This is a genomic window from Serratia quinivorans (genome assembly GCF_052113645.1).
Taxonomy (GTDB): Bacteria; Pseudomonadota; Gammaproteobacteria; order Enterobacterales; family Enterobacteriaceae; genus Serratia; species Serratia quinivorans_B.
Genome location: NZ_JBIEIU010000001.1, coordinates 514,561 through 532,838, shown reverse-complemented (window position 1 = coordinate 532,838; position 18,278 = coordinate 514,561). Strand labels below are relative to the sequence as shown.

General features: G+C 61.3%; 12 protein-coding genes. All 12 read left to right on the top strand.

Annotated elements, in window-relative coordinates:
- Positions 1 to 165: 165 nt before the first annotated feature.
- The 12 genes from ACGS9J_RS02405 to ACGS9J_RS02350 all read left to right on the top strand — a co-directional run bounded on the left by ACGS9J_RS02405 (position 166) and on the right by ACGS9J_RS02350 (position 18,267).
- On the top strand, positions 166 to 1,734 hold the full coding sequence (locus tag ACGS9J_RS02405) for an ABC transporter substrate-binding protein (RefSeq protein WP_442229484.1): 1,569 nt from the start codon (positions 166 to 168) through the stop codon (positions 1,732 to 1,734).
- Positions 1,734 to 2,786 carry an ABC transporter permease gene (locus ACGS9J_RS02400; RefSeq protein WP_442229483.1) on the top strand — a complete coding sequence of 351 codons (1,053 nt, stop codon included), beginning with the start codon at positions 1,734 to 1,736 and terminating at the stop codon, positions 2,784 to 2,786. Before ACGS9J_RS02405 ends, ACGS9J_RS02400 begins: the two co-directional genes overlap by 1 nt.
- The gene (locus ACGS9J_RS02395) at positions 2,783 to 3,652 is read left to right on the top strand and encodes an ABC transporter permease (protein ID WP_442229482.1); all 870 of its coding nucleotides are present in this window, start codon (positions 2,783 to 2,785) and stop codon (positions 3,650 to 3,652) included. The genes ACGS9J_RS02400 and ACGS9J_RS02395 overlap by 4 nt, the downstream gene beginning before the upstream one ends.
- Positions 3,642 to 4,478 carry an ABC transporter ATP-binding protein gene (locus ACGS9J_RS02390; protein ID WP_442229481.1) on the top strand — a complete coding sequence of 279 codons (837 nt, stop codon included), beginning with the start codon at positions 3,642 to 3,644 and terminating at the stop codon, positions 4,476 to 4,478. The genes ACGS9J_RS02395 and ACGS9J_RS02390 overlap by 11 nt, the downstream gene beginning before the upstream one ends.
- Positions 4,475 to 5,146 carry an ABC transporter ATP-binding protein gene (locus ACGS9J_RS02385; protein ID WP_442229480.1) on the top strand — a complete coding sequence of 224 codons (672 nt, stop codon included), beginning with the start codon at positions 4,475 to 4,477 and terminating at the stop codon, positions 5,144 to 5,146. The genes ACGS9J_RS02390 and ACGS9J_RS02385 overlap by 4 nt, the downstream gene beginning before the upstream one ends.
- Positions 5,147 to 5,280: 134 nt before the next feature.
- Positions 5,281 to 6,855: an ABC transporter substrate-binding protein gene (locus ACGS9J_RS02380; RefSeq protein ID WP_442229479.1), complete on the top strand. Its 1,575-nt coding sequence runs from the start codon at positions 5,281 to 5,283 to the stop codon at positions 6,853 to 6,855.
- A gap of 58 nt (positions 6,856 to 6,913) precedes the next feature.
- Complete coding sequence (locus ACGS9J_RS02375; protein WP_442229478.1) at positions 6,914 to 8,194, top strand: nitrate- and nitrite sensing domain-containing protein; 1,281 nt, start codon at positions 6,914 to 6,916, stop codon at positions 8,192 to 8,194.
- A gap of 305 nt (positions 8,195 to 8,499) precedes the next feature.
- A complete protein-coding gene (locus tag ACGS9J_RS02370) occupies positions 8,500 to 9,759 on the top strand; it encodes a CmpA/NrtA family ABC transporter substrate-binding protein (protein ID WP_442229477.1) in 1,260 nt (419 codons plus the stop codon).
- An 8-nt stretch (positions 9,760 to 9,767) separates the two neighbouring features.
- The gene (gene ntrB, locus ACGS9J_RS02365) at positions 9,768 to 10,664 is read left to right on the top strand and encodes a nitrate ABC transporter permease (RefSeq protein WP_442229476.1); all 897 of its coding nucleotides are present in this window, start codon (positions 9,768 to 9,770) and stop codon (positions 10,662 to 10,664) included.
- 10 nt (positions 10,665 to 10,674) lie between these two features.
- A complete protein-coding gene (locus ACGS9J_RS02360; protein ID WP_442229475.1) occupies positions 10,675 to 11,463 on the top strand; it encodes an ABC transporter ATP-binding protein in 789 nt (262 codons plus the stop codon).
- Positions 11,464 to 11,473: 10 nt separating this feature from the next.
- Entirely contained in the window at positions 11,474 to 15,619 is a 4,146-nt protein-coding gene (gene nirB, locus ACGS9J_RS02355; protein WP_442229474.1) for a nitrite reductase large subunit NirB, read from the top strand.
- Positions 15,616 to 18,267, top strand: coding sequence for a nitrate reductase (locus ACGS9J_RS02350; protein WP_442229961.1), 2,652 nt, complete (start codon positions 15,616 to 15,618; stop codon positions 18,265 to 18,267). The genes nirB and ACGS9J_RS02350 overlap by 4 nt, the downstream gene beginning before the upstream one ends.
- The last annotated feature ends 11 nt before the right edge of the window (positions 18,268 to 18,278 follow it).

Below are 18,278 nucleotides of genomic sequence, written 5' to 3'. Positions count from 1 at the left end.
CGGTTTTATTGCGCAACTGACAGCAAAACCCGCCTGCTTAATAATCAAAATCTCAGCTATAGACAGAAAAAGAATATCTATAGTTATTTAAGTACCTTCGTCTGCTGATGGCTCTCACATACACTCGCGAAATTACTATAAATTCCATCCGCTTGGAGAGTTTTGATGAAAGCGTTCGTTCCCTCTTTGGTGTTTTTGGCCGTGGCGGCCAGTTTCAGCGCACAGGCAGCAACCCCGGCAAATACGTTGGTGATTGCCCAGTCAATCGATGACGTTGTCAGCTTTGATCCGGCCCAGGGTTTTGAATTAACCACGGTGCAGTCGTTTAACAGCCTCTATCAGCGGCTGATCCAGTCAAATCCCAAAAATCCGATCGAACTCAAACCCACCTTGGCCAGCGAATGGCAGGCGGGCAGCGACAACCGCAGCCTGATTTTCACCCTGCGGCCGGACGCCAAATTTGCCAGCGGCAACCCGCTGCGTCCGGAAGACGTGATTTTCTCGCTGTCGCGGGTGGTGAAGCTGAATCTGGAACCGTCGTTTATCCTCACCCAATTGGGTTGGGATGCCAGGAACGTCGACCAGCACCTGACCAAGGTCGATGACCAGCGGGTCAAAATAAGCTGGAGCGAAAACGTCAGTCCGGCCTTTGTGCTTAGCCTGCTTTCGGCGCCGGTATCTTCGATAGTCGACGCCAAAGAAGCGCTGTCGCATCAGCAGGGAGATGACCTGGGGCACCAGTGGCTGAACAGCCATTCCGCCGGCAGCGGCCCGTATAAAATTCGCACCTACGTACCGCACGAAGTGGTGGTGCTCGACGCCAACCCAGGTTCGCCGGAAGGCGCCCCTACGCTGAAGACTATCCTGATCAAAAACGTGCCGGATCCGGCTGCGCGTCGGTTGCTGATCGAACAGGGTGACGCCGACATTGCGCGTAACCTGGGCGCGGACCAGATGGCGGCGCTGAAAGGCAAGCCGGGCGTCAAGCCGCTGGCCATTCCTTACGCCTCACTCTATTTCCTGCAGTTCAATGCCAAGGCGTCACCAGCGCTGGGTAACCCGGCCTTCTGGGAAGCGGCGCGTTGGTTGTTCGACTATAAAGGCATTGCCGACGATCTGCTGAAAGGCCAGTTCCAGACCCATCAGGCATTCCTGCCGGAAGGCTACCTGGGGGCGTTGAAGGATAAGCCTTACAGCTTTAATCCGCAGAAGGCCAAAGAAATCCTGGCCAAGGCCGGTCTGACCAACGTCAGCTTTAAGCTGGAGGTCAACAACCAGCCGCCGTACCTGGATATCGCGCAGGCATTGCAGGCCAGCTTTGCGCAGGGCGGGGTGAAGGTGGAATTGGTGCCGGGCCTCAGTGCGCAGGTCTCCACCAAGGTCAAAGCTCTCAACTATGATGCGGTCTTCACCTCCTGGGGGCCGGACTATTTTGACCCGAACACCAACGCCGCCGCCTTCGCCTACAACCCGGAAGACGGCAGCAAAACGCTGGCCTGGCGTGCCAACTGGCAGATCCCGGCGCTGAGCAAGCTGACGCTGGCGGCCACGGCGGAAAACGACACCGCCAAACGGGTCGCGGATTATCAACAGCTGCAACAAGCCGTGCAGCAAAGCTCGCCGTTTGTCATCGGCCTGCAGGCGCGCAGCCTGATTGCGGTGCGCGACAACCTGAAAGGTTACGAGCAGGGTATCAATCCTGACATGGTGTTCTACAGCAAGGTCAGCAAGTAATGATAAGCCGTACCTCTTCCGCCGGGTTCGCCCGGCGCAGTTGGCGCTGGGGCCGCAGGCTGTTTACCGGCTTGCTGTCGTTGGCCTTGACGCTGCTCGGCCTGCTGCTGTTCACCTTTATGCTCTCGCATCTGGCGCCGATCGATCCTACGTTGCAAATTGCCGGCGATCACGCCAGCGAAGCCACCTACGCGCAGGTGCGCCACGATCTGGGGTTGGATCAGCCGTTGCCGGTGCAGTTCTGGCGTTACCTGGTGCACCTGGCGCACGGCGATATGGGCATATCGCGCATTACCGCGCAGCCGGTACTGAGCGATCTGCTGCGCACCTTCCCGGCTACCGTAGAACTGGCGACCTGCGCCATTATCCTCGGCGCTATTGGTGGCATCACGCTGGCCTTTCTGGCGGTGCTCAAACCGGGCAGTTGGCTGGATAACGCCGCACGCCTGCTGTCGTTGATCGGCTATTCGGTGCCGATTTTCTGGCTCAGCCTGCTGGGGTTGCTGCTGTTTTACGCCACGCTGCACTGGTCGGCAGGGCCGGGGCGATTGGATGATATCTATCTTTACAGCATGGAGCCGCGCAGCGGTTTTGTGCTGATCGACACCTGGCTGTCCGGCGATCGTGACATGTTCTACAACGCCATCAGCCACCTGTGGCTGCCGGTGGTGGCGCTGGCGCTGCTGTCGATGGCGGGCATTACCCGCTTGCTGCGTGCGGCGATGCTGGAAGAGTGCAATAAAGAGTATGTCACCCTGGCGCGATCCAAAGGCGCCGGCCGTACGCGAATTTTGGTGCGCCACGTGTTTCCTAACGTGCTCGGCACGCTGATCACCGTTCTCTCCCTGTCCTACGCCAGCCTGCTGGAAGGGGCGGTGCTGACCGAAACGGTGTTCGCCTGGCCAGGCGTGGGGCGTTATCTGACCACCGCGCTGTTTGCCGCCGATACGCCAGCCATTCTTGGCGCCACATTGCTGATTGGCACCTGCTTTGTGGTACTGAACGCGCTGGCCGATGCGCTGACCTATTTAGTGGACCCGCGAACCCGATGAGCCAATATCTTTCTGAACATGAACCCCAGAGCGAACCTGCGGTCGGCTACTGGCCGCGCGGCAGACTGACCACGCTGACCTTCGGGGCGACGCTGGTGGCGATCTTGATCCTGACTGCGCTGTTTGCCCCGTGGCTGGCACCCTTTGATCCCAACTTGCAACACATCGAGATGCGCCTGTTGCCACCATCTTCCGGCCATTGGTTGGGAACCGACGGCTTTGGCCGTGACCTGCTGTCGCGAGTGATTTACGGAGCGCGTCCGACGCTGATTCTGGTGTCGTTGATCCTGCTGCTGACCATTCCGATTGGTCTGCTGGTCGGCATCAGTGCCGGTTACCTCGGCGGCTGGGTTGAGCGAATTCTGATGCGCGTGACCGATATTTTTCTGTCGCTGCCCAGCCTGGTGATTGCCCTGGCGTTTGTCGCGGTATTGGGCCCGGGCCTGATGAACGGCGCACTGGCGCTGGCCTTGACCAGTTGGCCGGCTTTCGCCCGACAAGCTCGTGCGGAAACGCTGGCGTTGCGTCGCAGCGACTATCTGGCGGCGGCACGCATGCAGGGTATCGGTGGCTTGCGGCTGATGGCCGGGCATATTTTGCCGTTGTGTCTGCCCAGTGCGGTGGTGCGCGCGGCGCTGAGTTTGGGCGGGATTATCCTGTCCGCCGCCGGTTTGGGCTTTCTCGGTATGGGCGTGGCCCCGCCGACCGCCGAATGGGGGTCGATGGTGGCCGAGGGCAGCAAAGTGATTTTTGACCAGTGGTGGGTCGCCGCGGCACCGGGCGGGGCGATTTTGTTCGCCAGCCTGGCCTTTAACCTGTTGGGCGATGGCCTGCGCGATAAAATGGATCCTCGTCATGGGCATTGATCATCAACTATTGACCGTCGAACGGTTGTCGGTACTGCTCCCGGCCTCGCCACCGCTGGTGAAAGGCATTTCGTTCAGCATGGGGCAGGAGCGGCTGGCGCTGGTGGGCGAGTCCGGCTCCGGCAAGTCTCTGACCGCCCGCGCCCTAATGGGGTTGTTGCCGCCGCCGTTACAGGTGCAGGCGCAACGTTTGACGCTGGGCGACGACGATCTGGCACGGCTGAATGAGCGCCAGTGGAACCGCCTGCGCGGAAACAAAGTGGCGATGGTCATGCAGGATCCCAAGCATGCGTTGAACCCGACCCAGCCGATAGGTCGCCAGGTGGAAGAGCCGCTGCTGCTGCACACCCGTCTGGGGCGTGCCGAACGGCGGGAGAAGGTGCTGGACACGTTGGCTGCGGTGGGGCTGCCCGATCCGCAGGCGCTGAGTCAGCGTTATCCGCATCAGCTGTCCGGCGGCATGGGGCAGCGGGTGATGCTGGCCATCGCGCTGATCAACGATCCGCAACTGTTGATTGCCGATGAACCCACGTCGGCGCTGGATCACCAGATGCGCGATCAGGTTTTGCAGTTGATCGAAAATCTGGTGGAGCAACGCAATATGGGCCTGATTTTGATCAGCCACGATTTGCAGCAGGTCGCACACTACTGCGAGCGGGTGCTGGTGATGTACAAGGGTGAATTGCTGGATCAACTGCCAGCCGATCGCTTGGCCTCCGCGACCCATCCTTATACGCGCACGCTGTGGTCATGTCGGCCCAGCCGTGAAACCCACGGCAAAACGCTGCCGGTACTGGATCGCGCGCTGCTGGAGTCACTGAAATGAGCCTGATAACCCTGGACAATCTCAGCGTCAGCCATCGACAGGGCTATGAGCTGCGCACCGTGGTGCATGAGGTCAATCTGCATATCGAGCCGGGCGAGTGTTTCGGTTTGGTCGGTCCTTCCGGCTGCGGCAAGTCGTCGCTGCTGTGGGTGCTGGCCGGGCTGAACGAAAGCTGGAGCGGCGGTTTTCAACTGCTGGGCCGCGATTTGCAGCCGGGTCGTCCTTTTACCGGCGCTTTACGGCGTGAAGTGCAGATGGTGTTTCAGGATCCCTATGCCTCGCTGCATCCCAAGCACCGGCTGTTACGCACCCTGGCAGAACCGCTGAAGTTACTGAAAGAGAGCAACATCGAGCAGAAAATCTGCGCCAGTTTTCGTCAGGTCGGGCTGGATCCCAAACTGTTGGATCGCTATCCGCACCAGCTTTCCGGCGGCCAGCGTCAACGGGTGGCAATAGTGCGTGCACTGCTGCTGAAGCCAAAGCTGTTATTGCTGGACGAACCGACGTCGGCGCTGGACATGTCGGTGCAGGCGGAAATCCTCAACCTGCTCAACGAACTGAAACAGGCGGGCGATCTGACGATGATCCTGGTCAGCCACGACGCCGACGTGATTGACCACATGTGCGATCGCTCGGTGGCGATGGCGCATGGCCGCTTGGTAAACTGAAAACTGCCCGCCGCTCACCCGGCGGGTATATTCATCTACGTAATTAATAAAGCAATTTATAGTCGTTCTTCTGCTAAGTCGCTGCCCCTACACTCGAAAAATAACGCATCCGCGTGATTCTGGAGAGTGCATCAATGAAACGGCTAATCCCAACGTTATTGTTCAGCGCCCTGGCGGCGAGCTTGGGCGCGCAGGCCGCCACCCCGAAAGACACGCTGGTGGTGGTCAGCTCGCTGGAAGGTATCATCAGCCTGGATCCGGCCGAAAGCTTCGAAACCGTCAGTTCGGCCAACCTGGTCAATCTGTACCAGCGTTTGCTGACGCCGGATCGCACCACGCCGGAAAAACTGGCACCGGAACTGGCCGGCAGCTGGCAAGCGGGGGCGGACGGTCACAGCCTGGTCTTTTCCCTTAAAGCCAACCAGCGTTTCGCTTCCGGTAATCCGGTGCGGCCGGAGGACGTGATCTTCTCCCTGGTGCGGGCGGTGAAACTGAATAAGGCACCGTCGTTTATTCTCGGTGAGTTCGGCTGGACGCCGGAAAACGTCGAGAGCCAGTTGAAGAAACTGGGTGATAACCAGGTGCAATTGAGCTGGACGGCCAACATCGGCAGTGGGTTGGCGCTGCGGCTGCTGACCGCGCCGGTGGCGTCGATTGTCGATGAAAAGCTGCTGAGCGAACACAGCCGGCAGGGGGATTTTGGCAATGCCTGGCTGCGTTCGAACTCCGCCGGGGCCGGCCCGTATCGCGTCAGCAACTATGTGCCGCATGAGGCACTGTTGTTCAGTCGCAATGATTACGCTCAACCGCAGGCCAAGCTGAAAACGGTGCTGCTGAAGAACGTCAGCGACGCCGGGACCCGCCGTTTATTGCTGCTGAAAGGGGACGCCGACGTGGCCTACGATTTGGGCGCCGATCAGTTCAATTCGCTGCGAAACGAAAAGGGCGTCAGGATCGAGCAGCGCGATTCGTCCAAGGTCTATTACCTGGGGTTCAATACCGGCAGCAAAGAGGCTCCGGCCTTGAGCAACCCGGCCCTGTGGCAGGCGGCGCGTTGGCTGGTGGACTATCAGGCCATTGCCGACAACCTGTTGAAAGGGCAGTATCGCGTCCATCAGGCGTTCTTGCCGCAGGGGCTGGATGGCGCCCTCGACAATCAACCTTTCAAACTCGACGTGGCCAAGGCCAAACAGATTTTGCATGACGCAGGCATCGCCGAAGGAACGCGCATTGATCTGATCGTCATCAACCAGCCGCCGTATACCGATATTGCCCAGGCGCTGCAGGCCAGCTTCGCCAGGGCCGGTTTGCAGTTGGATATTCATCCGGTGGTGGAGAGCGATCTGTGGGGCAAAATGCGCAGCCGTGATTTCCAGGCCATTTTCACCTATTGGGGCGCCGACTATCTGGATCCTAATACCAATGCCAGCGCCTTCGCCTACAACGTGCCCGACGGGCCGAAAACCCTGGCCTGGCGAACCCAATGGAACATCCCGGCGTTAAGTGCGCAAACCCGTGCGGCAGCGGCGGAAGGCGACGGCACCACCCGTGCCGCGCGCTACGTCACGTTGCAGCGTGAATTGCAGGCCAGCTCACCCTACGTCGTGGCGTTGCAGGGGCAAACGCTGGTGGCGCTGCGCGACAACGTTAAAGACGCGCATGTGGATATCGCCAACACCATGCTGTATCTGGATCGCGTGAGTAAGTAACCCACCACGGCACGGCTTTTGCAGGACTGGGGTTATTTATCGACTCGGGGATCCTGTCATGGGCCGCAATCACGCTTTCCCGCCCAGCGCCGGCGATTTTTTGCTGGCTTCAAAACGCTGTGAAATCGCCGTGCTGCAGCAACTGTTGCAGATGGGGCAGTTGGTTGGCCGGGTCAGCCAACTGATCCACGTGCTCCAGCGGGAGCGCGGCAGCGTCAATATTTACCTGTGTTCGCAAGGGGCGCTGTTCAGCGAGCGGTTGGCCGGACGCGCTCAGGAGGTAGAACAGGCCGAGCTGGCGGTGCAACGGCAGTTGGCGCAGTGGGATGACAGTAGCGTTCCGTTGGCCGGTGCCAGCCGCCTGTTCAGCCGCATAGCCTGCGCGCTGCATAACCTCACCGCGTTGCCCAAACTGCGCCGCCAGGTGCAGCAGCGGCAGATGCCACAACCTGTGGCCATGAGCACGTTCAATGACATCATTCGCAGTCTGTTGGCCCTGGTGTTCGAAGCGGCGGACGCCTGTGCGGATCCGACCACCGCACGTGCGTTGCTCGCCATGTTCAGCTTTATGCAGGGGAAGGAGTTGGCCGGGCAGGAGCGGGCAATAGGCTCGGCCGGTTTCGCCGCTCTGCGTTTTGACGATACGGCACACCAGCAGCTTCTGATGCTGATTGAGGGGCAGGAGCGCTGTTTTCAGACCTTCAGTGAATTTGCCGATCAATCCTCGCTGGACCAGTGGCAGCGCATGCAGCAGCAGGATGATCGCGAATTCGAGCGCCTGCGCCGTATCGCCTGCACCCAATCACAGTTGAGCGATCGCGCTGACAGCAGCCTGCGTTGGTTCGAAATCACCAGTGCGCGTATCGATCTGATGAAACACATCGAAGACCGGTTGGAAGAAGCGCTGATGAACAGTTGCCGTCAAAGTCTGGCACAGGCCCAGCGTGCGTTAGCGACGGATTGCTCCAGTGGCGTACCGCAGCAGGCGACAGAAAGCTACGCGGTTTTCGTGGCCGCGCCCTTGGGAGAGGCGTCGCCGCTGGTGGGGGACGGCATCAACCCGCGCCTGGGGCGCTCGATGCTGGAGTTGATTCAGCAGCAGTCGCAACGGCTGCAGGTGCTATCGGAAGAGCTGGCGTCGGCGCGGGCAACGCTGCATGAACGCAAACAGATTGAGCGTGCCAAAGGGCTGCTGATGCAGCATCGCGGCCTGACGGAAGCGCAGGCCCACCGGATGCTGCTCAACCTGGCAATGAACCAAAACCGGCGGTTGATTGATATCGCCGACGCCATGCTGGCAGTCGCGGATATTTTGCCGCCGCCAGCGGATACTCCCTAAGGAGTATATGCACACCGTCAGTGCAGTTATTGCCTTGCGACTGTGCAACAGGGGGAATATATTCGGCCCCAATCACGCGGGCGCAGCATGCAGCGCCCCTACGGCCCGTATAACTATAAATTGGGGCATATAAAATTACAGAGCTGGCACGCAGGTTGCATTACTAAAACGCAACCCTGACCAATGGCGGTCGGGTTGCCAACAAGATTTTGGATAAAGGCGTCCTTTCAGCATGTTCACCCCAACGGTGGAATGTGCTGATGGGACGCCTTTTTTATTTTATCGCCTGATTGAAGGACTTGCTGATGACGCACACCAAACCCTCTGGGCTTAGCTTGACGCGCCGCCGTTTTTTGGTCGGCAGCGCGGCGCTGGGCGGCAGCATGATGCTGCCCGGCCTGATGAACGCCGCCTGGGCGGCAGGCTCTGACGCACCGGAGAAAAAAGAGATCCGCGTGGGGTTCATTCCGCTTACCGACTGCGCTTCGGTGGTGATGGCGGCGGTGAAACAGTTTGATCAGAAGTACGGCATCAAAATCATCCCCAGCAAGGAAGCCAGTTGGGCGGCGGTGCGCGACAAGCTGCTGTCCGGCGAGCTGGATGCGGCGCACGTGCTGTATGGCATGGTTTACGGCCTGCAATTGGGCGTCGCCGGGCCTCAGCATGAGATGGCGGTGCTGATGACGCTCAATAACAACGGCCAGGCGATCACGCTTTCCAACCAGTTGAAACAGGCCGGCGTTACCGATGCGGCGTCCTTGAAAAAAACCGTCGATGCCGGGGCCAAGGGCACTTACACCTTCGCTCAAACCTTCCCGACCGGCACCCACGCCATGTGGCTGTATTACTGGCTGGCGAACGCCGGCATTCACCCGTTCGACGACGTACGCAACGTGGTGGTGCCCCCGCCGCAGATGGTGATGAACATGAAGATCGGCAACATGAGCGGTTTCTGCGTGGGTGAACCCTGGAACCAACGCGCGATTGCCGAAAACGTGGGGTTTACCGCCGTCACCACTCAGGAGATTTGGCCAGACCATCCGGAAAAAGTGCTGGGCACCACCGGCAATTGGGTGGCGGCCAATCCGAACAGCGCCCGCGCTCTGACCGCCGCAGTGTTGGATGCGGCGCGCTGGATTGACAGTTCGGACGCCAATCGTCAGGAAACCGCCAACATCGTGGCGGGGCGCGCCTACATCAACACCAAACCGGAGATCATTACCGGTCGCATGCTCGGTCAGTACCAGAACGGCCTGGGCAAGTCCTGGCAGGACGCGCACGCGATGCGTTTTTTCCATGATGGCGAGGTGAGTTACCCCTACCTGTCCGACGGCATGTGGTTCCTGACCCAGCATCGCCGTTGGGGCCTGCTGAACGCCGAACCGGACTATCTGGCCGTCGCGCAGAAAATCAACCGCATCGACATCTACAAACAGGCCGCCGCCGCGGTGGGCGGGGTCAGTCTGCCCACCGGCGATATGCGCACCAGCACCCTGTTTGACGGCAAGCGTTGGGACGGCAGCAATCCGGCGGAGTACGCCAACAGTTTCTCTTTAAAGCGTTGAGGTAACCGATGAAAAATCTCGCTGAACGGATCGATATCCCTGCGTCATCGAAGGTGGAAATCAGTGCGGAGATCGTGCCGCTCAAGCGCGCGGTCTGCCCGCCACCGCCGCGCGTGCCGCGTTGGCGTTTACCTCTGCAACAAGGGGTTCGCCGTGGGGTTCCTGCGGTGTTGGGGCTGGTGCTGACCCTGGTCGTCTGGCAGATCGCGGCGCTTAACAGCAAAGGGTTCCCAACGCCATGGGCCACCTGGCAGGCGGCGCAGGTGCTGTTTGCCGATCCGTTTTATTCCGCCGGCCCGAACGATCAGGGCATTGGCTGGAACGTGCTGGCCTCGCTGCAGCGGGTGGCGACCGGTTTTGGGTTGGCGGCGCTGGTCGGCATTCCCGCCGGCTTCCTGCTGGGGCGTTTTGCTTTTCTGGCGAACATGCTCAACCCGATCATTTCGTTACTGCGTCCGGTCAGCCCGCTGGCCTGGTTGCCGATTGGCCTGCTGCTGTTCCAGCGCGCGGAACCGGCTTCGACCTGGACCATTTTCATCTGTTCCATCTGGCCGATGATCCTCAACACCGCAGAGGGCGTCACGCGTATTCCGCAGGATTACCTCAACGTGGCGCGGGTGCTCAAGCTGTCGGAGTGGACGGTGATGCGCAAAATCCTGTTCCCGGCGGTGCTGCCTTACGTCCTGACCGGGGTGCGCTTGTCGATCGGCATCGCCTGGCTGGTGATTGTCGCGGCGGAAATGCTGACCGGCGGCGTCGGCATCGGCTTTTGGATCTGGAATGAGTGGAACAACCTCAACGTCGAAAACATCATCATCGCCATCATCGTGATTGGCGTGGTGGGGCTGCTGCTCGAGCAGGGGCTGATGTTGTTGGCCAAACGTTTTAGCTATCAGAACCGTTAAGGAGCGCGCCATGAAACCGATTATTCAGATCCAGAACGTCAGCCAGCGTTTTGCCACCCCGCAGGGGGAGTTTATCGCCCTGGAGCGGGTGAGCTTCGATATCCAGGCCGGGGAAACCGTCAGCCTGATCGGCCATTCCGGCTGCGGAAAATCAACGCTGTTGAATTTGATTGCCGGGCTCACCCAGCCCAGCGAGGGCGTATTGCTGTGCGACAACCGGCAAATCACCGGGCCAGGGCCGGATCGCGGCGTGGTGTTCCAAAACCATTCGTTGCTGCCGTGGCTGACCACTTTTGAGAACGTGGCCCTGGCGGTGCATCAGGTGTTTCGTCAAGCGATGACGCGAAGCGAAATGCGCGAGTGGATCGAACACAACCTGGAACTGGTGCACATGAGCCACGCGCTGCACAAGCGGCCGCATGAAATCTCCGGCGGCATGAAGCAACGCGTCGGCATTGCCCGGGCGTTGGCGATGAAACCCAAGGTGTTGCTGATGGATGAGCCGTTCGGCGCGCTGGACGCGCTGACCCGCGCGCATCTGCAGGATGCGGTGATGGAAATCCAGCAGCGGCTGCACACCACCATAGTGCTGATTACCCATGACGTCGATGAAGCGGTGTTGCTGTCCGACCGGGTGCTGATGATGACCAACGGCCCGGCGGCCACCGTCGGTGAAATTCTGTCGGTGGAACTGCCACGTCCGCGTTCTCGGGTCGCGCTGGCGGACGAGCCGCAATATCACCATTACCGTCGGCAGGTGCTGAAGTTCCTTTACGAGAAGCACGCGAAAGCGGCATGAGAGCCGAACGATGGACAAACCCAAACTGCTGGTGATTGGCAACGGCATGGCCGGGATGCGGCTGGTGGAAACCCTGTGCCGACTGGCGCCGGAGCGTTATGCCATCACGGTGATCGGCGAAGAGCCGCGGGGCAATTACAACCGCATTCTGCTGTCGCCGGTGTTGGCGGGGGAAAAGGCATTCGGCGATACCCTGCTGCATGCCCCTGAATGGTACCGGCAGCACGGCGTGCGGCTGTTGGCCGGGGAACCGGCGCTGGCGGTCGATCGGCGCAAACAGCAGGTGATGACGGCCGATCATCGGCTGCCTTATGACCTGCTGGTGTTCGCTACCGGTTCACGGTCGTTTCTGCCGCCGTTGCCGGGCGCAACCTTGAGCGGCATTTATGGTTTTCGCACCCTGGACGACGTCGAGGCGATGCTCGCCCGCTGCCGCCCGGGCAGACCGGCGCTGGTGGTGGGGGGCGGCGTCCTGGGGATCGAGGCGGCGGCCGCGCTGGCGCAACGCGGCATGGCGGTCACCGTGGTGCACCGTGGCGACCACCTGATGGAGCGGCAATTGGACGCCCGGGCCGGTGAGATGCTGCAACGCAATTTGTTGCAGCGCGGTATCGAATGCCGCTTGGCCTGCGAGGTCAGCCAGTTCCTGGGCCGCGCTGAGGTTAGCGGTGCCAGCTTGAACAATGGCGAAACACTGGCCTGCGAACTGGTGGTGATCGCCATCGGCGTGCGACCGGAAATCAGCCTGGCGCAGGCCGCCGGACTGGCCTGCGATCGCGGCATCATCATCGACGAACGGCTGCAAACGGATGACCCGAAGATTTTCGCCATCGGCGAGTGCGCCCAGTTTGGCGACACCACTTTTGGCCTGGTGGCCCCTGGCTGGCAGCAGGCCGGGCTACTGGCGCAGCGCCTGAGCGGAGAGACGGTGGCCGGTTACCGCCCGACGCCGTTGCATACCCGTTTGAAGGTCAGCGGTGTCGAGGTGTTCAGCGCCGGTGAAATGGACGCGGACGCGCAAAGCGAACTTCATCACGCCGAAGATCCGCAGGCGCAGCACTACCGCCGCCTGCTGATACGCGACGGCAGATTACAGGGCGTGGTGCTGTATGGCGACGCTCAGGACAGCCCTTTTTATCTGCAGCAGTTGGGCCTGCCGGTGCAACAACCGGATGACCTGCTGTTTGGCAGTTGCGAACCCGGGACGCCCTCGGCGTCTGACGAGAGGATATCTGATATGCACAAGCCCGTTTTGTTGGTTGCCGGTCACGGCATGGTCGGTCATCACTTCCTGGAACAACTGGTCACTCGCGACCTGCATCAGCAGTATCACATCGTGGTCTTCGGCGAAGAGCCGGTGGCGGCCTATGACCGGGTGCATCTGTCGGAGTTTTTCTCCGGCCGCAGCGCAGAGTCGTTGTCGATGGTAGAGGAAGGTTTCTTCGAGCGTAGCGGCATCGAGCTGCGGCTGGGGCAGGCGGTTTGCGCTATCGATCGCCAACGTAAATGCGTAATCGATGCCGAGGGTAGAGAAACCGCCTATGACCGGTTGGTGCTGGCGACCGGATCTTACCCCTTCGTTCCGCCGATCCCCGGCAACGATCGGCCGGGTTGCCTGGTTTACCGTACGCTCGACGATTTGGCGGCCATCGCCGATTGCGCCAGCAGCGCCCGCGTCGGCGTGGTGGTTGGCGGCGGCCTGTTGGGGCTGGAGGCGGCCAATGCGCTGCGGCAACTGGGGCTGAATACCCACGTGGTCGAGTTTGCCCCGCGCCTGATGGGGGTGCAGTTGGATGAGGGCGGCGCGGCCATGCTGCGCAAAAAAATTGAGGCCCTGGGCGTCAGCGTGCATACCGGCAAGCAAACTCAGGCGATTACCGATGGTTCGTTACACTGTCACTGCATGAATTTTGCCGATGGTGAACGCTTAGAGGCTGATTTAATTCTGTTTTCCGCCGGCATTCGTCCACGTGACCAGTTGGCGCGTGAGGCTGAACTGGAAGTGGGAGCCCGCGGCGGCATTGTAATCGACAGCCAATGCCGTACCAGCGACGAGGCCATCTACGCTATCGGTGAATGCGCCTTGTGGAACGGGCAAATTTTCGGTCTGGTGGCACCCGGCTACCAGATGGCGCGCACGCTGGCGGATCGCCTGGCCGGGCAGGAAAACGTCTTCTGCGGTGCCGACATGAGCACCAAGCTGAAACTGCTGGGCGTGGAAGTGGCGTCGATTGGCGATGCCCACGGCCATACTCCCGGCAGCCAAAGCTACAGCTGGGTCGACGGCCCGGCGCAAGTGTACAAAAAACTGGTGATCGACGCCGAAGGCCAGCGGTTGCTGGGCGCGGTGCTGGTGGGCGACAGCGCGGAATACAGCACGCTGCAGCAAATGATGCTCAACGATCTGCCGCTGCCCGCCACGCCGGAAAGTTTGATTTTGCCGGCAACGGCCGGGGCGGCACCGAAAGCGCTGGGCGTGTCGGCGTTACCGGCCACGGCACAGATTTGCTCTTGCCACAACGTCAGTAAAGGCGACATCAGCGAAGCGGTGGAACAAGGCTGCGGCGATTTGGCGGCGGTAAAAACCTGCACCAAAGCGGGCACCGGCTGCGGCGGCTGTGCGGCGCTGGTCAAGCAGGTGATGGAGCATGAACTGCAACAGCGCGGCGTGGTGGTGAAAAAGGACGTATGCGAACATTTCGCCTATTCGCGTCAGGAGCTGTATCACCTGGTACGCGTCGGCAACATCCGCACCTTTGAGCAACTGCTGGCCCGGCACGGTCACGGGCACGGCTGCGAGGTGTGCAAGCCGCTGGCGGGGTCAATTCTGGCGTCGTGCTGGAACGAATATTTGCTGAAGCCGGAGCACCTGCCGCTGCAAGACACCAACGACCGCTTCTTTGCCAATATCCAAAAAGACGGCACCTATTCGGTGGTGCCGCGGGTTCCGGCCGGTGAAATAACCCCGGCAGGGCTGATCGCCATCGGCCAAATTGCCCAGCGCTATCAGCTCTACACCAAAATTACCGGTGGGCAGCGGGTCGATATGTTTGGCGCTCGGCTGGAGCAATTGCCGGAGATTTGGCAGCAATTGGTCGATGCCGGTTTTGAAACCGGGCATGCCTACGGCAAGTCGTTGCGCACGGTGAAATCTTGCGTCGGCTCCAGTTGGTGCCGTTATGGCGTGCAGGACTCTACCGCGCTGGCGATCGCCCTGGAGCACCGTTACAAGGGGCTGCGCTCGCCGCACAAAATCAAGATGGCGGTTTCCGGCTGCACGCGAGAGTGCGCAGAGGCACAGAGCAAAGACGTGGGGGTGATTGCCACCGACAAAGGCTGGAACCTCTATCTGTGCGGCAATGGCGGCATGAAACCGCGCCATGCGGATCTGTTCGCCAGCGATCTCGACACGGACACGCTGATCCGTACGGTCGATCGCTTCCTGATGTTCTACATCCGCACCGCCGATCGCCTGCAGCGCACCAGCACCTGGATGGACAACCTGGAGGGCGGGCTGGATTACCTGCGCGAGGTGGTGTTGCAAGACAGCCTGGGCATTGGCGGCGAACTGGACGCTGAAATGGAGAGCATCGTTAGCCGCTACCAGTGCGAATGGCAAACCACGCTCGCCAGTCCGGATCGCCTGAAATTGTTCCGTCCGTTCGTCAACAGCGAACAGCCGGATGAGGCGATTGTCTGGCAGGAAGAGCGCGGTCAGCGTCGCCCGGCCGAGGGGGCGGAACGTGCTCAGGCGATCGTGGTGCAGCCCGCTGCCAGTGCCGGGGAACAATGGCAGGATGTTTGCGCACTGGCGGATATTCCGACCCATGCCGGCATTGCCGCCCGTCTGGGGCAGCGGCAGATTGCGCTGTTTCATCTGCCGGGCCGTGGAGTCTATGCGTTAGCCAACCAGGAGCCGGACAGCGATGCCAACGTGCTGGCGCGTGGCTTGCTCGGTGATGTGGCGGGCGAACCCGTGGTCATTTCTCCCCTGTACAAGCAGCGCTTTCGTTTGAGTGACGGCATCTGCGTGGATAATGCCGATCGTGGGGTTACCGCCTGGCCGGTGCGGGTGGAGGGCGATCGCGTGTGGGTGTGCAGTACGCCGTTGGCGGTGCAGAACAGGCTGCCGGAAACGGCGGATCTGACGCCATGAGCGCCGCGCATGGCACCACTTGCCCCTACTGCGGCGTCGGCTGTGGGGTGACCATCGACAGGCAGAACGACGGCGCTCTGGCGGTCAGCGGCGATGTTACGCATCCGGCCAATCAGGGCCGCCTGTGCGTAAAAGGCAGCGCACTGGGCGAAACGCTCGATCTGGCCGGCCGCCTGCTGCAACCGCAGTTGGATGGCCGGGCCGTCAGTTGGGATCAGGCGCTCGATCAGGTGGCGCAGCGTTTTAGCCGCGTTATCGAGCAACATGGCCCGCAGGCGGTGGCGTTTTATGCCTCTGGGCAACTGCTGACCGAAGACTATTACGTGGCGAACAAACTGATGAAAGGATTCATTGGTGCGGCCAATATCGATACCAACTCCCGGCTGTGCATGGCCTCGGCGGTGGTCGGCTACAAGCGGGCGTTCGGCGGCGATGCGGTGCCCTGCTGTTATGAAGATATCGAACAGGCGGATCTGGTGATACTGACCGGCTCCAATACCGCCTGGGCGCATCCGGTGGTCTATCAGCGGCTGGTGAAGGCCCGCCGCCAGCGGCCACAGATGCGGGTGGTGGTGATTGACCCGCGTGAGACTGCGACCTGTGATATTGCCGATTTACATTTGCCGCTGCGGCCCGGCAGCGATGCCGCGCTGTTCACCGGCGCGCTGCACTGGCTGGCCGAACACCAAGGGCTGGATAGCGCCTTTTTGCAACAGCATGCCGGCGGCACCGAGGCCACGCTGGCGGCGGCGGCTGAATGGTCGCCGCAGCGGGTGGCGGCGTTTTGCGAACTGCCCCTGGAAAGGGTGCTGGCGTTTTTCCAACTGCTGACCGCGTCCCGTGACTGGGTGACGCTCTATTCGATGGGCATCAACCAGTCCGCCAGCGGGGCGGATAAATGCAATGCGATTATTAATCTGCATCTGGCAGGCGGACGCATTGGCCGGGTGGGCAGCGGCCCGTTTTCGATCACCGGCCAACCCAATGCCATGGGCGGGCGCGAAGTGGGTGGGCTGGCCAATCAGTTGGCGGCACATATGGGCTTCAACGCCGAGGATATCGACCGGGTGCAGCGTTTTTGGCAGGCACCGCGCATCGCCCGACAGCCGGGGCTGAATGCGGTAGAGCTGTTCCAGGCGGTTGCCGCCGGGCAGGTGAAGGCGGTATGGATTATGGGCACCAACCCGGCCGTCTCCCTGCCGGATGCCGATGCGGTGCGACAGGCGCTGAAACAGTGCCCGCTGGTGGTGGTGTCCGAAGTGATGGCGGCCACCGATACCGCCGAACTGGCGCATATCCGCCTGCCGGCGCTGGCCTGGGGGGAAAAAGAGGGCAGCGTCACCAACTCCGAACGTTGCATTTCACGCCAGCGCGCGTTTCTGCCGCCACCGGGAGCAGCCCGGGCGGACTGGTGGATCCTCAGCCAGGTGGCGCAGCGTATGGGGTATGGTGCGGCGTTTGGCTACCGGCATCCTTCGGAGATATTCAGCGAACACGCGGCGCTGTCCGGTTTTGAAAACCACGGTGCGCGCGCGTTCGACATTGGCCTGCTGGCCGGGCTGGATCGGCAGCAATGGCGGCAGATGAAGCCGGTGCAGTGGCCGGTCAATGGGCAACACCCTGACGGCTGCCGTCGTCTGTTCAGCGACGGGCGATTTTTCCATGCGGACGGCAGGGCGCGATTGCTGCCGGTAACCCCCCGTCTGCCGCAGAACGCCGTATCGCCACGCTATCCGTTGGTGCTGAACACCGGCCGTATCCGCGATCAGTGGCACACCATGACGCGCACCGGTAAAGCGGCGCGGCTGATGCGTCATTTGAGCGAACCCTTCTGCGAAATACACCCTGAGGATGCCGCCGAACAGGGGATCGCCGACCGCAGCCTGGTGCGGCTCAGTTCCCCTTACGGCTGGATGCTGGCGCGTGCGCAGTGCAACCCCGGGCAGCGGCGTGGCAGCGTGTTCGTGCCAATGCACTGGAACGGCCAATTTACCGCACAGGGGCGAGTCGATGGCCTGATCCCGCCGGTGGTAGATGCCGATTCCGGTCAGCCGGAAAGCAAGCATGCCCCGGTACGCGTCAGCCCTTGGCCGGTGAGCTGGCAGGCAGAGATTTTTCTGCGCGCCGAGATAGCCGCCCCCAAGGGGATTTACTGGAGCCGGGTGGCGCAGGACGACCTGACGCACTACATCATGGCCGGGCAGCAACCGGTTGAAGACTGGCCCGCCTGGCTGCAACAGCATTTCATGCTGGAGGGGCTGACGGTGCAAACGGCACAGCTGGCCCAGCGCGGGCTGCACCTGATTGGTTGGCGACAGGGCGAAGTACAACTGGCGTTTTATGTGCGCACACAGGTCCCGTTGCTCGATCGCGCGGCGATCCTCAGCGCATTTGAACACCCTCCCATCGGTGGGCCGCAACGGCTGGCCTTGCTGGCAGGGCGTGGCGCATCCGGGCAACCGGCGGCGGGCGCCACGGTTTGCAGCTGTTTTGGCGTGGGAGAGAACCGCATCATTGCCGCGATCCAGGCAGGGTGTCACAGCACGGAAGCCCTGGGCGCCAGCCTGCAATGCGGCACTAATTGCGGTTCTTGCCTGCCGGAGCTGAAAAAATTGATTCAACAGCATGCGTCTCAACGGGTGGCCTAGCGGAGGTGGTG

Coding starts and splice junctions, on each gene's coding strand:
- ACGS9J_RS02405 (WP_442229484.1), top strand. CDS start 166: ATGAAAGCGTTCGTTCCCTCTTTGGTGTTTTTGGCCGTGGCGGCCAGT.
- ACGS9J_RS02400 (WP_442229483.1), top strand. CDS start 1,734: ATGATAAGCCGTACCTCTTCCGCCGGGTTCGCCCGGCGCAGTTGGCGC.
- ACGS9J_RS02395 (WP_442229482.1), top strand. CDS start 2,783: ATGAGCCAATATCTTTCTGAACATGAACCCCAGAGCGAACCTGCGGTC.
- ACGS9J_RS02390 (WP_442229481.1), top strand. CDS start 3,642: ATGGGCATTGATCATCAACTATTGACCGTCGAACGGTTGTCGGTACTG.
- ACGS9J_RS02385 (WP_442229480.1), top strand. CDS start 4,475: ATGAGCCTGATAACCCTGGACAATCTCAGCGTCAGCCATCGACAGGGC.
- ACGS9J_RS02380 (WP_442229479.1), top strand. CDS start 5,281: ATGAAACGGCTAATCCCAACGTTATTGTTCAGCGCCCTGGCGGCGAGC.
- ACGS9J_RS02375 (WP_442229478.1), top strand. CDS start 6,914: ATGGGCCGCAATCACGCTTTCCCGCCCAGCGCCGGCGATTTTTTGCTG.
- ACGS9J_RS02370 (WP_442229477.1), top strand. CDS start 8,500: ATGACGCACACCAAACCCTCTGGGCTTAGCTTGACGCGCCGCCGTTTT.
- ntrB (WP_442229476.1), top strand. CDS start 9,768: ATGAAAAATCTCGCTGAACGGATCGATATCCCTGCGTCATCGAAGGTG.
- ACGS9J_RS02360 (WP_442229475.1), top strand. CDS start 10,675: ATGAAACCGATTATTCAGATCCAGAACGTCAGCCAGCGTTTTGCCACC.
- nirB (WP_442229474.1), top strand. CDS start 11,474: ATGGACAAACCCAAACTGCTGGTGATTGGCAACGGCATGGCCGGGATG.
- ACGS9J_RS02350 (WP_442229961.1), top strand. CDS start 15,616: ATGAGCGCCGCGCATGGCACCACTTGCCCCTACTGCGGCGTCGGCTGT.